General features: G+C 45.8%; 11 protein-coding genes, 1 tRNA gene and 2 rRNA genes. 3 read left to right on the top strand and 11 right to left on the bottom strand.

Going from position 1 to position 17,663, the window contains the following annotated elements; all coding sequences use genetic code 11:
* Window positions 1–7: 7 nt before the first annotated feature.
* The 4 genes from ACRRS1_RS04700 to pssA form a co-directional block, all read right to left on the bottom strand.
* Window positions 8–2,895, bottom strand: a 23S ribosomal RNA gene (locus tag ACRRS1_RS04700).
* Window positions 2,896–3,137: 242 nt separating this feature from the next.
* A tRNA-Glu gene (locus tag ACRRS1_RS04695) sits at window positions 3,138–3,213 on the bottom strand.
* Window positions 3,214–3,318: 105 nt separating this feature from the next.
* Window positions 3,319–4,861: ribosomal RNA gene (locus tag ACRRS1_RS04690) — 16S ribosomal RNA — on the bottom strand.
* The 16S and 23S rRNA genes sit together here with 1 tRNA gene alongside, the layout of an rRNA operon.
* 472 nt (window positions 4,862–5,333) lie before the next feature.
* The gene (gene pssA, locus ACRRS1_RS04685) at window positions 5,334–6,173 is read right to left on the bottom strand and encodes a CDP-diacylglycerol--serine O-phosphatidyltransferase (RefSeq protein WP_432454281.1); all 840 of its coding nucleotides are present in this window, start codon (window positions 6,171–6,173) and stop codon (window positions 5,334–5,336) included.
* Window positions 6,174–6,352: 179 nt separating this feature from the next.
* Between pssA and ACRRS1_RS04680 the strand changes: the two genes are divergently transcribed.
* A complete protein-coding gene (locus tag ACRRS1_RS04680) occupies window positions 6,353–6,625 on the top strand; it encodes a hypothetical protein (protein ID WP_432454282.1) in 273 nt (90 codons plus the stop codon).
* A gap of 24 nt (window positions 6,626–6,649) precedes the next feature.
* Here ACRRS1_RS04680 and clpB read toward each other — a convergent pair whose 3' ends face one another.
* The 3 genes from clpB to rluD all read right to left on the bottom strand — a co-directional run bounded on the left by clpB (window position 6,650) and on the right by rluD (window position 11,041).
* Window positions 6,650–9,220: an ATP-dependent chaperone ClpB gene (gene clpB / locus ACRRS1_RS04675; RefSeq protein ID WP_432454283.1), complete on the bottom strand. Its 2,571-nt coding sequence runs from the start codon at window positions 9,218–9,220 to the stop codon at window positions 6,650–6,652.
* 117 nt (window positions 9,221–9,337) lie between these two features.
* Window positions 9,338–10,069, bottom strand: coding sequence for a peptidoglycan editing factor PgeF (pgeF, locus tag ACRRS1_RS04670; RefSeq protein WP_432454284.1), 732 nt, complete (start codon window positions 10,067–10,069; stop codon window positions 9,338–9,340).
* A 3-nt stretch (window positions 10,070–10,072) separates the two neighbouring features.
* A complete protein-coding gene (gene rluD / locus ACRRS1_RS04665) occupies window positions 10,073–11,041 on the bottom strand; it encodes a 23S rRNA pseudouridine(1911/1915/1917) synthase RluD (RefSeq protein WP_432454286.1) in 969 nt (322 codons plus the stop codon).
* 253 nt (window positions 11,042–11,294) lie between these two features.
* On the opposite strand from rluD, the gene ACRRS1_RS04660 reads away from it, so the two are divergent.
* Window positions 11,295–12,029 (top strand): outer membrane protein assembly factor BamD, encoded by a 735-nt coding sequence (locus tag ACRRS1_RS04660; RefSeq protein ID WP_432454288.1) that lies wholly within the window; start codon window positions 11,295–11,297, stop codon window positions 12,027–12,029.
* Window positions 12,030–12,080: 51 nt separating this feature from the next.
* Here the strand turns inward: ACRRS1_RS04660 and ACRRS1_RS04655 are convergent, their stop codons facing one another.
* Window positions 12,081–12,419: a P-II family nitrogen regulator gene (locus ACRRS1_RS04655; protein ID WP_220718788.1), complete on the bottom strand. Its 339-nt coding sequence runs from the start codon at window positions 12,417–12,419 to the stop codon at window positions 12,081–12,083.
* A gap of 223 nt (window positions 12,420–12,642) precedes the next feature.
* Here ACRRS1_RS04655 and ACRRS1_RS04650 point away from each other — a divergent pair, with 223 nt between their 5' ends.
* Window positions 12,643–13,167, top strand: coding sequence for a GspH/FimT family pseudopilin (locus tag ACRRS1_RS04650; RefSeq protein WP_432468291.1), 525 nt, complete (start codon window positions 12,643–12,645; stop codon window positions 13,165–13,167).
* A gap of 8 nt (window positions 13,168–13,175) precedes the next feature.
* On the opposite strand, the gene ACRRS1_RS04645 is transcribed toward ACRRS1_RS04650, so the two are convergent.
* From ACRRS1_RS04645 to ACRRS1_RS04635, 3 genes are read right to left on the bottom strand one after another with little or no spacing between them, the layout of a single operon-like run.
* Window positions 13,176–13,487 carry a hypothetical protein gene (locus ACRRS1_RS04645; RefSeq protein WP_432461049.1) on the bottom strand — a complete coding sequence of 104 codons (312 nt, stop codon included), beginning with the start codon at window positions 13,485–13,487 and terminating at the stop codon, window positions 13,176–13,178.
* Between the two features lies 1 nt (window position 13,488).
* Entirely contained in the window at window positions 13,489–13,920 is a 432-nt protein-coding gene (locus ACRRS1_RS04640) for a type IV pilin protein (RefSeq protein ID WP_432454292.1), read from the bottom strand.
* Window positions 13,921–17,634, bottom strand: a complete 3,714-nt coding sequence (locus ACRRS1_RS04635; RefSeq protein ID WP_432461048.1) for a PilC/PilY family type IV pilus protein — start codon at window positions 17,632–17,634, stop codon at window positions 13,921–13,923.
* Window positions 17,635–17,663: the final 29 nt, after the last annotated feature.

Here is a 17,663-nt window from a genome sequence, read left to right as displayed (position 1 = left end):
GTGTTGTATGGTTAAGCCTCACGGGTAATTAGTACAAGTTAGCTCAATGCCTCACAGCACTTACACACCTTGCCTATCAACGTTGTAGTCTCCAACGGCCCTTCAGAGGACTTAAAGTCCTAGTGAGAATTAATCTCAAGGCCTGCTTCCCGCTTAGATGCTTTCAGCGGTTATCAGTTCCGAACGTAGCTACTGGGCAATGCTATTGGCATAACAACCCAAACACCAGCGGTTCGTCCACTCCGGTCCTCTCGTACTAGGAGCAGCTCCCTTCAATTCTCAAACGCCCACGGCAGATAGGGACCGAACTGTCTCACGACGTTCTAAACCCAGCTCGCGTACCACTTTAAATGGCGAACAGCCATACCCTTGGGACCGACTTCAGCCCCAGGATGTGATGAGCCGACATCGAGGTGCCAAACACCGCCGTCGATATGAACTCTTGGGCGGTATCAGCCTGTTATCCCCGGAGTACCTTTTATCCGTTGAGCGATGGCCCTTCCATACAGAACCACCGGATCACTATGACCTACTTTCGTACCTGCTCGACGTGTCTGTCTCGCAGTTAAGCTGGCTTATGCCATTGCACTAACCGTACGATGTCCGACCGTACTTAGCCAACCTTCGTGCTCCTCCGTTACTCTTTGGGAGGAGACCGCCCCAGTCAAACTACCCACCAGACACTGTCCGCATCCCGGATAACGGGACAACGTTAGAACATCAACACTACAAGGGTGGTATTTCAAGGTCGGCTCCACATCATCTAGCGACAACGCTTCAAAGCCTCCCACCTATCCTACACATGTAGGGTCAATGTTCAGTGTCAAGCTGTAGTAAAGGTTCACGGGGTCTTTCCGTCTAGCCGCGGGTACACCGCATCTTCACGGCAATTTCAATTTCACTGAGTCTCGGGTGGAGACAGCTTGGCCATCATTACGCCATTCGTGCAGGTCGGAACTTACCCGACAAGGAATTTCGCTACCTTAGGACCGTTATAGTTACGGCCGCCGTTTACCGGGGCTTCGATCAATAGCTTCGCTTGCGCTAACCACATCAATTAACCTTCCGGCACCGGGCAGGCGTCACACCGTATACGTCATCTTTCGATTTAGCACAGTGCTGTGTTTTTAATAAACAGTTGCAGCCAACTGGTATCTGCGACTGCCGTCAGCTCAGGGAGCAAGTCCCATCACCAACAGCAGCGTACCTTCTCCCGAAGTTACGGTACCATTTTGCCTAGTTCCTTCACCCGAGTTCTCTCAAGCGCCTTGGTATTCTCTACCCAACCACCTGTGTCGGTTTGGGGTACGGTTTCGTATAATCTGAAGCTTAGAGACTTTTCCTGGAAGCAGGGCATCAACCACTTCATCACCTTAGTGACTCGTCATCAATCCTCAGCCTTAGACACCCGGATTTTCCTAAGTGTCCAGCCTACAACCTTAAACGCGGACAACCAAACGCCGCGCTGGCCTAGCCTTCTCCGTCCTCCCATCGCAATTATACGAAGTACAGGAATATTAACCTGTTTCCCATCGACTACACTTTTCAGTCTCGCCTTAGGGGCCGACTCACCCTGCTCTGATTAACATTGAACAGGAAACCTTGGTCTTTCGGCGAGGGGGCTTTTCACCCCCTTTATCGTTACTCATGTCAACATTCGCACTTCTGATACCTCCAGCAATCCTTACGAATCACCTTCAACGGCTTACAGAACGCTCCTCTACCGCACTTGCAAAGCAAGTACCCGTAGCTTCGGTGCATAGCTTAGCCCCGTTACATCTTCCGCGCAGGCCGACTCGACCAGTGAGCTATTACGCTTTCTTTAAATGATGGCTGCTTCTAAGCCAACATCCTGGCTGTCTAAGCCTTCCCACATCGTTTCCCACTTAGCTATGACTTTGGGACCTTAGCTGACGGTCTGGGTTGTTTCCCTTTTCACGACGGACGTTAGCACCCGCCGTGTGTCTCCCGGATAGTACTTAGTGGTATTCGGAGTTTGCAAAGGGTTGGTAAGTCGGGATGACCCCCTAGCCTTAACAGTGCTCTACCCCCACTAGTATTCGTCCGAGGCGCTACCTAAATAGCTTTCGAGGAGAACCAGCTATCTCCCGGTTTGATTGGCCTTTCACCCCCAGCCACAAGTCATCCGCTAATTTTTCAACATTAGTCGGTTCGGTCCTCCAATTGGTGTTACCCAATCTTCAACCTGCCCATGGCTAGATCACCGGGTTTCGGGTCTAATCCCAGCAACTATGCGCGCAGTTAACACTCGGTTTCCCTACGGCTCCGCTATTCGCTTAACCTTGCTACTGAAATTAAGTCGTTGACCCATTATACAAAAGGTACGCAGTCACCCCACAAAGAGGCTCCCACTGCTTGTACGTATACGGTTTCAGGTTCTATTTCACTCCCCTCACAGGGGTTCTTTTCGCCTTTCCCTCACGGTACTGGTTCACTATCGGTCAGTCAGGAGTATTTAGCCTTGGAGGATGGTCCCCCCATATTCAGACAACATATCACGTGTGCCGTCCTACTCGTTTTCACTTCAAATCACCTTTCGTGTACGGGGCTATCACCCGCTACGGCCAAACTTTCCAGCTTGTTCCACTAAATTATAAGAAGCTTAAGGGCTAATCCGGGTTCGCTCGCCGCTACTACCAGAATCTCGGTTGATTTCTTTTCCTCCGGGTACTTAGATGTTTCAGTTCCCCGGGTTCGCCTCGTAACGCTATGTATTCACGTTACGATACTGCATAAAATGCAGTGGGTTTCCCCATTCGGAAATCCATGTCTATTGCGTCTTTTATCGACTCAACATGGCTTATCGCAGATTAACACGTCCTTCATCGCCTCTGACTGCCAAGGCATCCACCGTATACGCTTAGTCACTTAACCATACAACACCTAAATGTTGTCGCTTAAATCACTTGAATGGTCAGGCTGTATAAATCCTGCCACTCGAGTACGATCACCTTATTTTTTTGAATACCAAAAACACTTGTTATTTAACTCGTATTTTTGAGATATTTTTTATCAGCTTTTCCAAATTGTTAAAGAGCATTCGGCTTCTTAGAAACCAAAGCTAAGCACTGTATCAACATAATGCTTAGCTTTATTTTCTTAAACCAAGAGAGAAATGGTATCCCGTACGAGATTTGAACTCGTGTTACCGCCGTGAAAGGGCGGTGTCCTAGGCCTCTAGACGAACGGGACACTGCGTTAGCTGTTCTCGTTGGTTCTAAACCACACTAGAACTTCTCTCTTTATCTTCTATCAAGCAATCTGTGTGAACACGTCACAAAACATAAACGTTCATAATAAGGAGGTGATCCAGCCCCAGGTTCCCCTAGGGCTACCTTGTTACGACTTCACCCCAGTCATGAACCACAAAGTGGTGAGCGTCCTCCCGAAGGTTAAACTACCCACTTCTTTTGCAGCCCACTCCCATGGTGTGACGGGCGGTGTGTACAAGGCCCGGGAACGTATTCACCGTGGCATTCTGATCCACGATTACTAGCGATTCCGACTTCACGGAGTCGAGTTGCAGACTCCGATCCGGACTACGACATGCTTTCTGGGGTCCGCTTGCTCTCGCGAGTTCGCATCCCTCTGTACATGCCATTGTAGCACGTGTGTAGCCCTGCCCGTAAGGGCCATGATGACTTGACGTCGTCCCCACCTTCCTCCGGTTTATCACCGGCAGTCTCCCTAGAGTTCCCACCATCACGTGCTGGCAAATAAGGATAAGGGTTGCGCTCGTTGCGGGACTTAACCCAACATCTCACGACACGAGCTGACGACAGCCATGCAGCACCTGTATCTAAGCTCCCGAAGGCACCAATCCATCTCTGGAAAGTTCTTAGTATGTCAAGGGCAGGTAAGGTTCTTCGCGTTGCATCGAATTAAACCACATGCTCCACCGCTTGTGCGGGCCCCCGTCAATTCATTTGAGTTTTAACCTTGCGGCCGTACTCCCCAGGCGGTCTACTTAATGCGTTAGCTGCGTTACCCACGGGTTAAACCCACAGACAACTAGTAGACATCGTTTACGGCGTGGACTACCAGGGTATCTAATCCTGTTTGCTCCCCACGCTTTCGTACATGAGCGTCAGTTTTTGTCCAGGTGGCCGCCTTCGCCACTGGTATTCCTTCAGATCTCTACGCATTTCACCGCTACACCTGAAATTCTACCACCCTCTACAAAACTCTAGCTTCCCAGTTCCAAATGCCATTCCCAGGTTGAGCCCGGGGATTTCACATCTGGCTTAAAAAGCCGCCTGCGTACGCTTTACGCCCAGTAATTCCGATTAACGCTCGGACCCTCCGTATTACCGCGGCTGCTGGCACGGAGTTAGCCGGTCCTTCTTCTGTCGCTAACGTCAAACAATATACGTATTAAGCATATTGCCTTCCTCACAACTGAAAGTGCTTTACAACCCGAAGGCCTTCTTCACACACGCGGCATGGCTGCATCAGGCTTTCGCCCATTGTGCAATATTCCCCACTGCTGCCTCCCGTAGGAGTCTGGGCCGTGTCTCAGTCCCAGTGTGGCTGATCATCCTCTCAAACCAGCTAGGGATCGTCGCCTTGGTGAGCCATTACCCCACCAACTAGCTAATCCCACTTGGGCTAATCTCTACGCGAAAGGCTCCGAAGAGTCCCCTCCTTTGGTCCGAAGACATTATGCGGTATTAGCAGTCGTTTCCAACTGTTGTCCCCCACGTAAAGGCATATTCCCAAGCATTACTCACCCGTCCGCCGCTCGTCATCTTCTAGCAAGCTAGAAATGTTACCGCTCGACTTGCATGTGTTAAGCCTGCCGCCAGCGTTCAATCTGAGCCATGATCAAACTCTTCAATCAAAGTTTTTTCGCTCAAAGTAAATACTGAAATTATTACTGTTAAAACAGTGTGTCACTCCAGTCCACTTAAGCTAATTTTTTTCGCTTAGTGCTCTGTGAGTGCTCACACAGATTGCTTGATAAATTGTTAAAGAGCGTTGCTTCTTGCGAAGCGAGGTGCGCATTCTACGCCATCCTCGGTGACTGTCAACCGCTTTTTTCAATCTTTTCCGAAGAACTTTTCTAAGGAAAGTTTGAAGCGTTTAACCGTCGCTGATAAAGCCTCAGGCCTTACCAACCCTGACCGCTTGCTGCTGCGCTATTGCGTGCTGCCCGCCGTGTCAGTGGAGTCGCATTATAGGGAAGCAATGTAGGAAAGCAACCATTATTTCAAACTTTATCGACTTTTCCGTAGATACATCTAAAAACGTACAACAAACACACAAAAAGGCGCTTAATTAAGCGCCTTTTGATGAATATACCTTACGATTACTCACTTTACATCTTTAGTCTCAGTAGATGTTTTTTCAACGGAGTTCAAATCTGATTCTGTGTGGCTATGATTAGAGTCAAGATCTTCCTCATCACCGACGACATGTTCAATCTTAAGCTTATTCACTGTACGAATCGTGTAAATCGGGCCCGAAATGGCATAAGCCGCAAACAAGGTAAACAATACGAGTGCAGGTTTAACCGCGACAATAATAAATACTAATACCACCAGTAACACAGCAAAAAATGGCACACGCCCCTTAAGGTCAATCCCCTTAAAACTATGATATTTAAAATTAGTGACCATCAACAAACCGCTGATAACCGTCACAACACAAGCCACAATATCGGCACTATTTCTGGAGAGATCTATATCTTGGGCAAACCACACCATTCCGGCTACAACCGCCGCAGCAGCGGGACTAGCTAAACCTTGAAAAAACCGTTTATCGGCAATTCCAACCTGAGTATTAAAGCGCGCCAAACGTAAAGCTGCACCAACGGTGTAAACGAATGCAGCTAACCAGCCAATTTTACCTAAGTCATGTAATGCCCAATTGTAGGCAACCAACGCAGGTGCGATACCAAAAGACACCATATCCGCCATGGAATCATATTCGGCACCAAAAGCACTTTCGGTATTGGTTAACCGAGCGACACGACCATCAACACCGTCAAAGATCATCGCCACAAAAATAGCAATCGCAGCGGCTTCAAATTGACCATTCATGGACGCAACAACCGCATAAAATCCAGAAAAAAGACCCGCGGTAGTAAATAAATTCGGGAGTAAAAAGATACCTTTTTGTCTCGCTCCCTCTCCCACTTTATGCTCTGTCATTTAGTTACTCTATAAAACTGCCTAAAAAACGTGGGCTAAAAATAGCATATCACCCTAGTTGTTAATAGCGTTGCACTGACAAATAAGCAGCGATGAGCTATATATTAAGACTAATACACTCTGACCGCTGTATTACGTTTCGTTAAATATCGCGAGCGCATAAACTTGGTAGTATCGCAATGAATATAGGTAGATTGACCGAGCAATTACAATTGGATAATGAACAGGTTGAACAGTTTGCTCACTTAGAACAACTTTATGACCGTTTAATGGAAGAACTTTTTAGTTTCGACGGTGACCGTAAACAAATGTGGAAAGCCATGCGAAACTTAGTAAAACAAAAAGACATCGAGATTCAAAAGTTACTCGATGCCAAACAAACTCAAAACTATTTCACACTTAAACAAAAAGAGAAGCAGCAATTAAAGCAAGCACTTCACCCAAAAAGTTAGATGCTTGCTGATTGCGAACTTCGGTTAGCCAAAACGAAGTTGTCCATCGACAAACTCAATCACAATGGTTTTCCCCGGTTCAAGCTGACCTGCGAGAAGCGCTTGGGCTAACGGGTTCTCTAAGCGTTGTTGAATCGCTCGTTTTAGCGGGCGAGCACCATAAACCGGATCAAAGCCAGCTTGACAAAGATTATCCAACACCGCATCACTAAACTCAAACTTATAGCCCTGCTCTTCCAAACGAGGCACCAGCCGCTGGACTTGAATTCGCGCGATTTCCCGGATCTGAGCAGCTTCTAAAGGATGAAACACGACGGTTTCATCAATACGGTTAATAAATTCAGGTCTAAATTGCTGCGATAAAACCTCCATGAGTGCCACTTTAATTTCCTCATGAGTCATTTGGCCATGACGCTCTTGAATAATATCGGAACCAAGATTAGAGGTCATGATGATGACTGAATTACGAAAATCGACGGTACGCCCTTGTCCATCGGTTAGCCGCCCATCATCAAGCACTTGCAGTAAGATATTGAATACATCTGGATGGGCCTTTTCAACTTCATCTAGTAATATCACCGAGTACGGACGTCGCCTCACCGCCTCGGTTAAATAACCACCTTCTTCATAACCCACATAACCGGGAGGTGCACCGACTAAACGCGCAACCGAATGTTTTTCCATAAACTCAGACATGTCTATGCGGACCATTGAGTCTTCGGTATTAAACATAAATTCAGCAAGCGCTTTACATAACTCAGTTTTACCAACCCCTGTGGGCCCTAAAAATAGAAACGATCCAATGGGGCGGTTTGGATCAGACAAACCTGCTCGGCTGCGCCGAATAGCGTTTGATACTGCCACCACAGCTTCGCTTTGGCCGATCACTCGGGTATGTAACCCTTGCTCCATGCGCAACAGTTTCTCACGCTCGCCTTCGAGCATCCGGTTTACTGGTATTCCCGTCCAACGCGAGAGCACATCGGCAATTTCGGCATCGGTTACTTTATTGCGCAGTAAACTCATGTCTTGCATTTCCGCCTGAGACGCCAAATCTAGCTGTCGCTCCAACTCAGGAATTCGTCCATATTGCAATTCAGACATCCGATTCAGATCACCAGCTCGGCGTGCTACGTCCATATCTAAACGAGCTTGCTCCAAATCAGACTTAATGTGTTGAGTGCCAGATAACGCGGCTTTTTCGGCTTTCCATACTTCATCAAGCTCTTTAAATTGCAGTTCTTTATCGGTCAGCTCTTCATCTAACAACATTAAGCGTTTTTGACTGGCGCTATCTGATTCTTTCTGCAAAGCCTGGCTTTCTAGTTTCAGCTGAATAATTTTTCGTTCCAATTTATCGAGCGCTTCAGGCTTGGAGTCAATTTGCAAACGGATACTTGATGCTGCCTCATCGATCAGATCAATAGCCTTATCCGGTAATTGTCGATCGGAAATATAGCGATTTGACAAATTTGCCGCCGCCACAATCGCCGGATCGGTAATTTCTACAGAGTGGTGCAATTCATAACGCTCTTTTAGCCCGCGTAGTATCGCAATGGTGTCTTCTACGCTAGGTTCTTCCACCAATACTTTTTGAAAACGCCGTTCTAAAGCAGCATCTTTTTCAATATATTGTCGGTATTCATTTAAAGTTGTGGCGCCAACACAGTGTAACTCTCCCCGAGCAAGAGCTGGTTTAAGCATATTGCCTGCATCCATTGCGCCATCGCCTTTACCCGCTCCGACCATGGTGTGTAGCTCGTCGATAAATAAGATCACCTGACCTTCTTCTTGCGACAACTCATTGAGTACCGCTTTTAAGCGCTCTTCAAACTCGCCTCGATATTTGGCCCCCGCCACCAATGAGCCCATATCTAAGGATAAAACCCGCTTATTTTTTAAGCCCTCAGGCACTTCATGGTTAATAATGCGTTGCGCGAGACCTTCTGCGATAGCTGTTTTACCAACACCAGGTTCGCCAATTAACACCGGGTTATTTTTAGTCCGGCGTTGCAGCACTTGAATCGTTCGACGAATTTCATCATCACGACCAATCACTGGATCAAGCTTACCTTGCTCGGCGCGCTCGGTTAGATCAATCGTATATTTCTCTAATGCTTGACGCTGATCTTCAGCATTCGGATCATCGACTTTCTGACCCCCACGTAGCTTTTCGATTGCTTTATTAATATTGTCTTTATTAGCACCTAAGCCACGCATAATATCGCCGAGTTTGCCTTTATCCTCGGTGACGGCTAGGAAGAAGATTTCTGAAGAAATAAACTTATCTTTGCGCTTTTGCGCTAACTTGTCACAAAGATTAAGCAAAACCACCAGTTGGTTAGAAAGTTGAACATCTCCGCCAGTACCTTCTACTCGAGGGAGTTGCTCTAAGGCCTGCGATAATTGAGAGCGTAATGCGCTGCCTTCAATACCAGCTTCCGCCAACAATGGACGTAATGAAGCTGCATCTTGATTTAACATCGCAGACATTAAATGCACAGGTTCAATGAATTGATGATCTCTACCCAATGCCAGTGACTGCGCATCAGAGATGGCTAATTGAAACTTACTTGTGAATCGATCTAGGCGCATCTAACACCTCCACATGAAATAGTTTATTACCTATTATGTTGGTGTTGAACGGCCAATTTTCAAGCTCAATAATGTTTAATTTTCAAGCTAAAGGTAAACTTTGTGAACTGTTTCCAGTTATTCTTCCAACCAGATCGCAGCGGCCATTCTGCCAGTTAATCCCTCACGACGATATGAGTAAAACTGCTGTGCTGAACGATAAGTGCAGCACCGCTCAGAATAGACTGCGGTAAGCCCCGCTTGGGTAAGACGTTGCTCGGCCAACATAAAGATATCAGCAAAATACTTATTGGCTTTATTGCTTGGAGTAAAAGCTAAATATGCCTCTGAGTGACTATCGACAAACGCTTGTTTGACCTCTTCACCCACTTCAAAGGCACTTGGGCCAATCGCTGGGCCCATCCATGCCATCACTTGCTTCGGGGCAACTTTCATCTTAGCGATGGTATTTTCAATGATCCCATTGGCTAAACCACGCCAACCAGCATGAACCGCAGCCACCACTCGACCTTGTTTGTCACATAATAGGATCGGCAAGCAATCTGCGGTCATCACCACACAAACTGCCCCCGGTTGGTCGCTAACACTGGCGTCAGCCTCTGCCATTTGACTGCCACTCAAACTCGCATCAACCACTTGAGTACTATGGATCTGCTTTAGCCAGCAGACCTGGTCTGGCATCTCAGCCTGAAAAGCGACACGATTTTGCTGAACCGCTCTCCGAGCATCGCCAACATGATCCCCTAAATTAAAGGAGTCAAAGGGCGCTTGACTCACGCCACCAAGACGGTCACTAAATATGGCTCGAACATTTGGCGGACAAGGCCATTCAACAAGGTGACTTGGCAAAACCTAACCTAAATCTGGATTAAGTTTGTGGTCGTCACGTAAAGCCTCTGCGATATCTAAAATATCCTGAGGGACCGGTGCATGCCATTCCATCATTTCACCGGTGATGGGATGTTCTAGACGTAACATCACTGCGTGTAGAGCTTGGCGTTTAAATGCACGCATTACGGTGACTAATTCCTCACTCGCCCCTTTTGGTAAACGTAAACGGCCATAGGTTTGATCGCCCAACAAGGCGTGACCAATATGCGCCATGTGAACCCGAATTTGGTGGGTTCTCCCAGTTTCTAAACGCAAACGAATACGGGTATGCTGACGAAACTTTTCGGCAACACGATAATGAGTCACCGCGGGCTTTCCCGATTGAACCACTGCCATATGAGTTCGCTTATTTGGATGGCGACCAATAGGTTCATCCACTAGACCACCAGCAGTCATGGTGCCGGTAACAATCGCTTCATATTCACGGGTCACACGGCGCTCTTGTAAAGCTTCCACCAAATGCGTTTGAGCGGGAACCGTCTTAGCCACCACCATTAAGCCGGAAGTATCCTTATCAAGACGGTGAACAATCCCTGCTCGAGCCACTTCGGCAATCGCTGGATAGCGATATAATAAGGCATTCAGGATCGTGCCACTAGGATTACCAGCACCTGGATGAACCACCATATTAATAGGTTTATTGATTACCAAGATGTCATCATCTTCGTAAACGATGTCCAGTTCGATGTCTTCTGCTTGCGCTTCAACTACATCTTCTAATACGGTGTTTAAGATAATCTCTTCTCCACCAACAACCTTTTCCCTCGGTTTCACCTTAAGTTCGCCATCCAAACGAACACACTCCCCCAATATCCATTCTTTTATCCGAGAACGAGAATAATCGGGAAATAAGGCCGCTAAAGCTTGGTCTAGGCGGGCCCCAGCAAGTTCTTGGTCGACGATTGCACGCAACTCTAATTGTTGACTCATCTTAGGTATTACCTCTGACAGGAAGGCCAAAACCGGCTATTGTAATCATTCTCAGGCTAAAGCATAGAAGAAAATTGTTTACCGGATCATCTTCCTATCATATATCTCACTCGATGATTGACGGTTTAAGTAGCATAGAGGATACTGTTTGCCCATTATTTGAGGTGATTGGTTTAACACTTACCGTGTCCATTGTGGCCCGTGTTACTTTTCTACTATCACATTTATTACCAAGATGACTTTTAGCCAAATTATGCGCATTTATCAGCAAACAATTTCAATCATACTACTTGGCCTTATATTAGGCGCTTGCTCTTCGAACACCAAAGAGAAACCTAAAATCCCTGATAAGCCAGCATCAGAGCTGTATGCCGATGCGCAGACTGCGATTAATAATGGTTCTTTTAGTGATGCCACGGATAGCCTTGAAGCACTAGATACCCGTTATCCATTTGGGCCATATTCTAGTCAGGTTCAACTCGATTTAATCTATGTATATTATAAACGCAACGATACGGCCATGGCCTTAGCAAGCACTGATCGCTTCATTCGCAATCACCCCACTCATAGCTCTCTAGATTACGTCTACTATATGCGTGGCTTAATTAATATGGCGGCTGACCATAATTTATTTCAAAGTTTGGTCGGAATTGATCGCTACGACCGCGATCCAAGTTTTTCTCGTCAAGCCTTCAGTGATTTTAATACTCTAATCACTCGTTATCCTCACAGCGGTTATGCCACAGATGCTCAGCAGCGAATGGTTTACCTAAAAGATAACCTCGCTCGGAATGAGATTTCTGTGGCAAATTACTATATTAAACGAGAAGCCTATATTGGGGCGATAAATCGCGCTCGCTATGTTGTAGAAAACTTTCCAGATACCCCCTCCGCTAGAGAAGCTTTGGTCGTCATGGAAAAAGGTTACAAAGCTTTGGGCGTAGAAGAAATGGCCGAGCAGACTCAAAAAATAATTCAAGCGAACTAATCAATAACACATTTAAAAAAGCGAGCTCATGGAGCTCGCTTTTTTATGAAATCAAATAGCGTCTTCGTTTTCTTCACCAGTACGAATACGGATCACACGGTCTACATCACGCACAAAAATTTTGCCGTCGCCAATTTTTCCCGTTTGAGCAGTCTGAACAATCGCTTCAATACAACGCTCTAAATCATCTTTTTGCACCACTAGCTCTAGCTTCATTTTGGGTAAAAAGTCCACTTTGTATTCTGCACCACGGTATAGTTCAGTGTGACCTTTTTGACGACCAAAGCCCTTCACTTCTGTCACCGTCATACCAGTAATACCAATTTCAGCTAAGGCTTCGCGTACATCATCCATCTTAAATGGTTTGATAATGGCTGTTACTTGCTTCATTTGTACTTCCTTATGTTCATCATTTTATTAACTATGCTCTTTACTTTAAGCCAAGCTTAAGCAACTAACAATGTTTCTATCACCACCTTCACCTTGAAAAGTTTAACAAAATGACTTGCTGCTTATCATTGTGTCAAGCATATCAGCACTTGATTGAATGATTAAAACGGTAAGTTCAAGAAAAAGGTATAAGCTTAAATAGAGTCCAATATTGAGTATCACAATGAAACAGCTAGGTTTTACTCTCTTAGAACTAATGGTCACTGTCGCTATTGCGGTCATTCTTTTGGGGGTCGGAGTCCCTAACTTATCGAATTTATTCCAATCGATGTCTGCTGATGCCACGATTAATCGCTTAATGCGCGAAGTCCGCTTTGCCAGAGCGCAGGCAATCAACTTAAATCAACGGGTGGTAATTTGTGCATTACAGTCCAACGACAGTGACTGCGGAGGCACCGTCAATAACGGTTTAACGATTTTTGCTGACAATAACAACAATGGAAAACTCGATGCTAACGAACAAATACTACAAGCAGCGGCCCCCTATAACCAAGCTGGCAAAATAAACTTTTATGGTTCTGTAAATGCTATACATTTTGGTAGTGACGGTTTAGTCCTCGGCCATGGTAGCTCAGCAAGCCTCTATTTTTGCTCTGATAACAATCACTATATTGAAGGTGTAAAAGTTTCTTTAGGTGGCAATATTCGCTTTATCACTGACAGCGAAAAAACCAGTTGTCCCATCTAGCGATGAGCTTAATAGTTTAATTCTGTAAAGGCGCGATTGGCCTGCTCTGAACTGAATTTATCGTTAAAATCAACACATTCGAAAGTACGCAAGTGACCCAGCCTTTTTATGGTTTTACGGTCATTCACATAACGCTGATACAAATCTGCTCGAATATCCCCCATAGAAGGCTGCGGCTTCGATTTTTGTTTACCGGGACTGGCAATAATCACCTGGTCAATGCCTTTTTCCCCCTGCATATAACACTTTACCGTCTGAGCAGAGCTCACCGAAATAGGCAACATCAATACTAACAACAACCATAATAGTCTATTCATCATCCTACCAACATTCTGGATTAGAGCTTCCCGAGGCATTCACTGCGGCTTTAGCCCCTTGCTCATTAATCGTAAAGCTTCGACAATCACTGTCAGCGTTCAACTGAGAACCTATGGCGGTCGCTTTGACAGTATAAGTGCTTGCCGCAGCCGAAGCGGTTAAGCTTATCGTGTAATATGCACTCTCAGAGTTATAAGTCGTAACTCCAGCAGCAGTCAGCCCCAATGCAGCTAAGCTACTGGCGTAACTCGCATTATCTGCGTAATACTGCTCCTGCAAAACGGCCAAAGTACTGAGTTCTTTCTTCGCCTCATTGCGCCGCGACTCAGCCACAAAGGAAGTATAAGCAGGGTAAGCCACCGCCGCTAATATAGCCACAATCGCAACCGCAATCATCAGTTCAATTAAAGTGACCCCTCGCATCGCTCTGCTCATCTAGTCCTCATTAAAATAAAAGTAAATTTGTTTTGGACTCATATCGACATTTGCCTGACGAGACCCCTCCTTACAAGCACCATCCTCTTCACAGGTATGCTCTTGCTCATCATTTTGGTCATCAAACACCAAGTCTTCACCCGGATCTCCGCCAAATACGCGAATCACCGACTCTCCTTGCTCATCTTCACCAGAATGAATAATCAAGTCATCGGGGACTTTATTTGCCACATCATAATATCGCTGGTTATTCACGTTAGTACCAATATGCATACTCACCGCGTAAGTTCGGCCTTTACCAATTGTAGGAATGGTGCAGGTGGCCGAATTTGTCGTTTCCGGAATAAAGGATGTGAAGTAAACTTCTCCTCCAAGTACTAAAGCACTCCCTAAAGACTTTTCACCATCATCGAGTAAATCATAAACCCAACCTTTGGCAGAGCCCAAAGCGAGCAACTGATTTTCAATCGCCGCTTCATCACTTAAACTACCGATAGGATCACTGGTAATATTGTATAGCTCATCAGAAGTAATTGCGGTGGGCTTTTCTGAAACTGTAGTGAAATCTGTCGATTGGACATTATAATCTCGAAACATATAAAATTTGTTATTCACACCATTGGGGTCTTTATCGGTCACGGGTTTAGTCCGGTCTCCTGAGCCAATCAACACCGCATCGTAGGGAATTTGCTGTGAGTCGGTGATGGTTACTTGCTCTGCACCTTCACCAGTGGTGATTTGAGTCAGTTTTTTAAGATAGGTTCGAACAATGACTGGCTCAGTAAAGAATTTACGTCTTTCGGTCACGGTTGTGCTATCGCTGATGCTCGCTAAGGCTGTCATTTCCCATTTACTTTGATCCTCTGAGTATAAGTCGACTCGCCATACCCGCCCCCCCATATCGCCAAAATATAGACGGTCAATCTTGCCATCTCCATCACTATCCAAAGTCGCTATCTTACTTGGAATACTATGTGTTAAACGGCTATCGCCAGTATTTGTTAAACTCCAAACACGTTCACCAGTCATTGCATCAACGATGAATATCGCTCTTCCTTTGCTGTCACTCACAGGATTCATCGAATCTTGATTCACATCATAACCACCGCCAAAAATAACCACTGGGTTGCTATGTCCTGGCACATAACCGACTGACGGTTGTGACCAAGTTTGACTTAACTCCGACAAACCAGCTGAAGAACTATTCAGCCTCCAAAGCATTTTAGGTGAATCAGGATCGGTTAAATCCATCCCATAATAGGCATCGCCCCCACGACGTAAACCGGTAAATACAAGCACCTGATCTCCCGAAGTGCTGTACTTACCATCATTATCAACATCCTTTAGAAAAACGCTTGGGGTACCATCAATAGCGTATATATGCTGGGAACTTGCAACGTTATTACGTAATGCCAGCTGGCGACCTAACAGCTCATAAGGAAAAAATGCCCAGCTTTCCGCTACCGTCGCACCCGAGTCTTTAAACATATGCAAGGCACCACCATTGGTGCCAACCAGAATACGAATATCCATATCATTCGGGTCGGCGCTGGTACTGGCTGCACCAGAGCGCAAGCCATAATTAATCACGAGCGGACGAGAGTGCAGCGGATCTCCCATCAAGTCATTACGAATGGTGGTATTGCTATCACCATCATCATCATCAACATCCAATCCAAGGATCCAATTTACTTGCTCAGTCAGCGCATCTTCATTCACGCCCAAATGATTGGCCAAATTTGCAGCGGAGCCTGCTTTGGTTGTGAGGTTAGTCGAAGATAAAGTAGCAAAATTGCCGCGGTCACTTTGATTAAAATACACCACTCGAGCTTGATTGCTCACAAGGCTTTCAGATACACCACCTAATTCGACATTATTGCCATCTTTAACTGAGGACCAATAAGTCTTTGCTTCATCGATAATTGAACCATCGGCACCAATCGCAGGGTTTCCGTTCTGATCACTCATATAACCAGCCGACGAGAGCTGTAATTTTTTTAAATTGCCACGCCAACGCGGACTTAACGAGGGTTTGAACATCGCGTAATACACCCGATCCAGGGTGCGGGTTCGGTCAAAGTTATTACTGGTTACTGCCGGAGAGACTAAGGAAGAGCTTTCTTCATAAATTCCAATCAAGGCTTGGCGAAAGGCTGATTCTAATTCAACGCCATCCTCTGCGGGGTAAAAACGTCCCTGAGCGTTTTCAGCGGTCTTAATAAGCATTGCTGAGCCGCCTTGAATAACATCTTCACCAAAACCAATGGTCGAAATTTTAGCATACTGCCTACCGCTTAAGTCTGGGTTGATATCGTTGGTGTTCATCCACTTGGCTAATACCGGTAAATAGCTGGTTTCATTTCCGGTGCCAAAGCCGACCGGATCTTTCCAAGAACAATCCGCGACAGTGCTTGCGTTCTCATCGCAGCCTTGCACGTTATTGGTATTAATTGGCAAGGCGGTTACATTACCATTTTCTTCATCATCAACGGTCGGCGTTCCATCGGTAATATAAATAATGCTAATCGAAGCATCACAGCCCACATCATAGGGGGAGATATAGCTCCCAGAAGACTCTGCGGCAGTATCTCTTTGGCTTCGACGTGAACCTTCCAAGCCATATACCACCGGTTCCCCCGCAAAGTAGTGTTTGGCCTCCATTAAGGTTTCAACCAAGGGGGTTCCACCATTTGCATCCAATTCAACAATACTCGTGATTAAATCTTGATTATCATCGGAGGCTTGAATACGACGAATGATCCGACCACCATGATTGGTAGTATTAAAAACCATCAATCCAAACTTAACCCCATTAATGGTATCTAAGGCATTCTCCATTGCTTCTTGGGCTATCTCAATTCGAGGTCTTGACGTTGTCGAATCTGCATAGTGGTACCAACGTAAATAATTAGCTGAATACAACGTTATCAAGTAACCATCATCGAAGGTATCTTTCGTGGTTCGCTCCGCATCTGCTTTATTTAAAGTATAAAAATCTTCGGTATTACGCGCCGCTCCATTAATGGGGTGGCCCTGTGGAGCGGGAACATAGGCGTTATTGCTTTCCCGGTACTGACCCGGATTAATGGTAGAGACCACTTTGTCATAAAAATTACCGGCATCATCTTGGAGCTTTACAGTAAATGAGCGCGGGTCTCCATTGGCATCGAGTAAACGTCCATCACTCGGGTCGCTGCTTAATTCATAATCATCAATACAATCCAATACGGTATAATTAGCGCCATTATTTAGCCGAACATCGTCCCAAGAGCCGCTACCTCCTTGAATACGGTGTTCTCGAAAATACCCAGTGAAAACACCATTTTTGGCTAATGCTTCATAAGAGGCGGCGCAGTTATTAATATCCCAAATAAAGCGGCGATCATCATTGGCGCCAACCGGAATATAAGAACCATCGACGCCATTAACCGTAAAATAAATAAAATCGTTATCGAGACTATTTTGCGAGCTGATTCCAATAGGATAATTTTGGTAACTCTCGTTACCTTGACTATCGCGGTTATAACCTTGGCGGGTCGTGATATTCCATGCCATGCTGCCTGAAGTATCAAAAATAATTAAAACTTTAGGATCTGCAGAATTGAGGCTATTAAAATCAAAAAGAAATAACTCTGTATCGTCTGCCCATACCGGAACCGTCACCGCCGCGGAACACAAGCAAGCAAATAGTCCCGCTTTTAATCGCCCGTTCATTCGCTCTCTCCTAAAATGTGTCAGCAGCC

Origin of the sequence: Agarivorans sp. Z349TD_8 (genome assembly GCF_050870825.2) — a bacterium.
Lineage (GTDB): Bacteria > Pseudomonadota > Gammaproteobacteria > Enterobacterales > Celerinatantimonadaceae > Agarivorans.
This window is presented reverse-complemented; position numbering and strand designations above follow the sequence as displayed.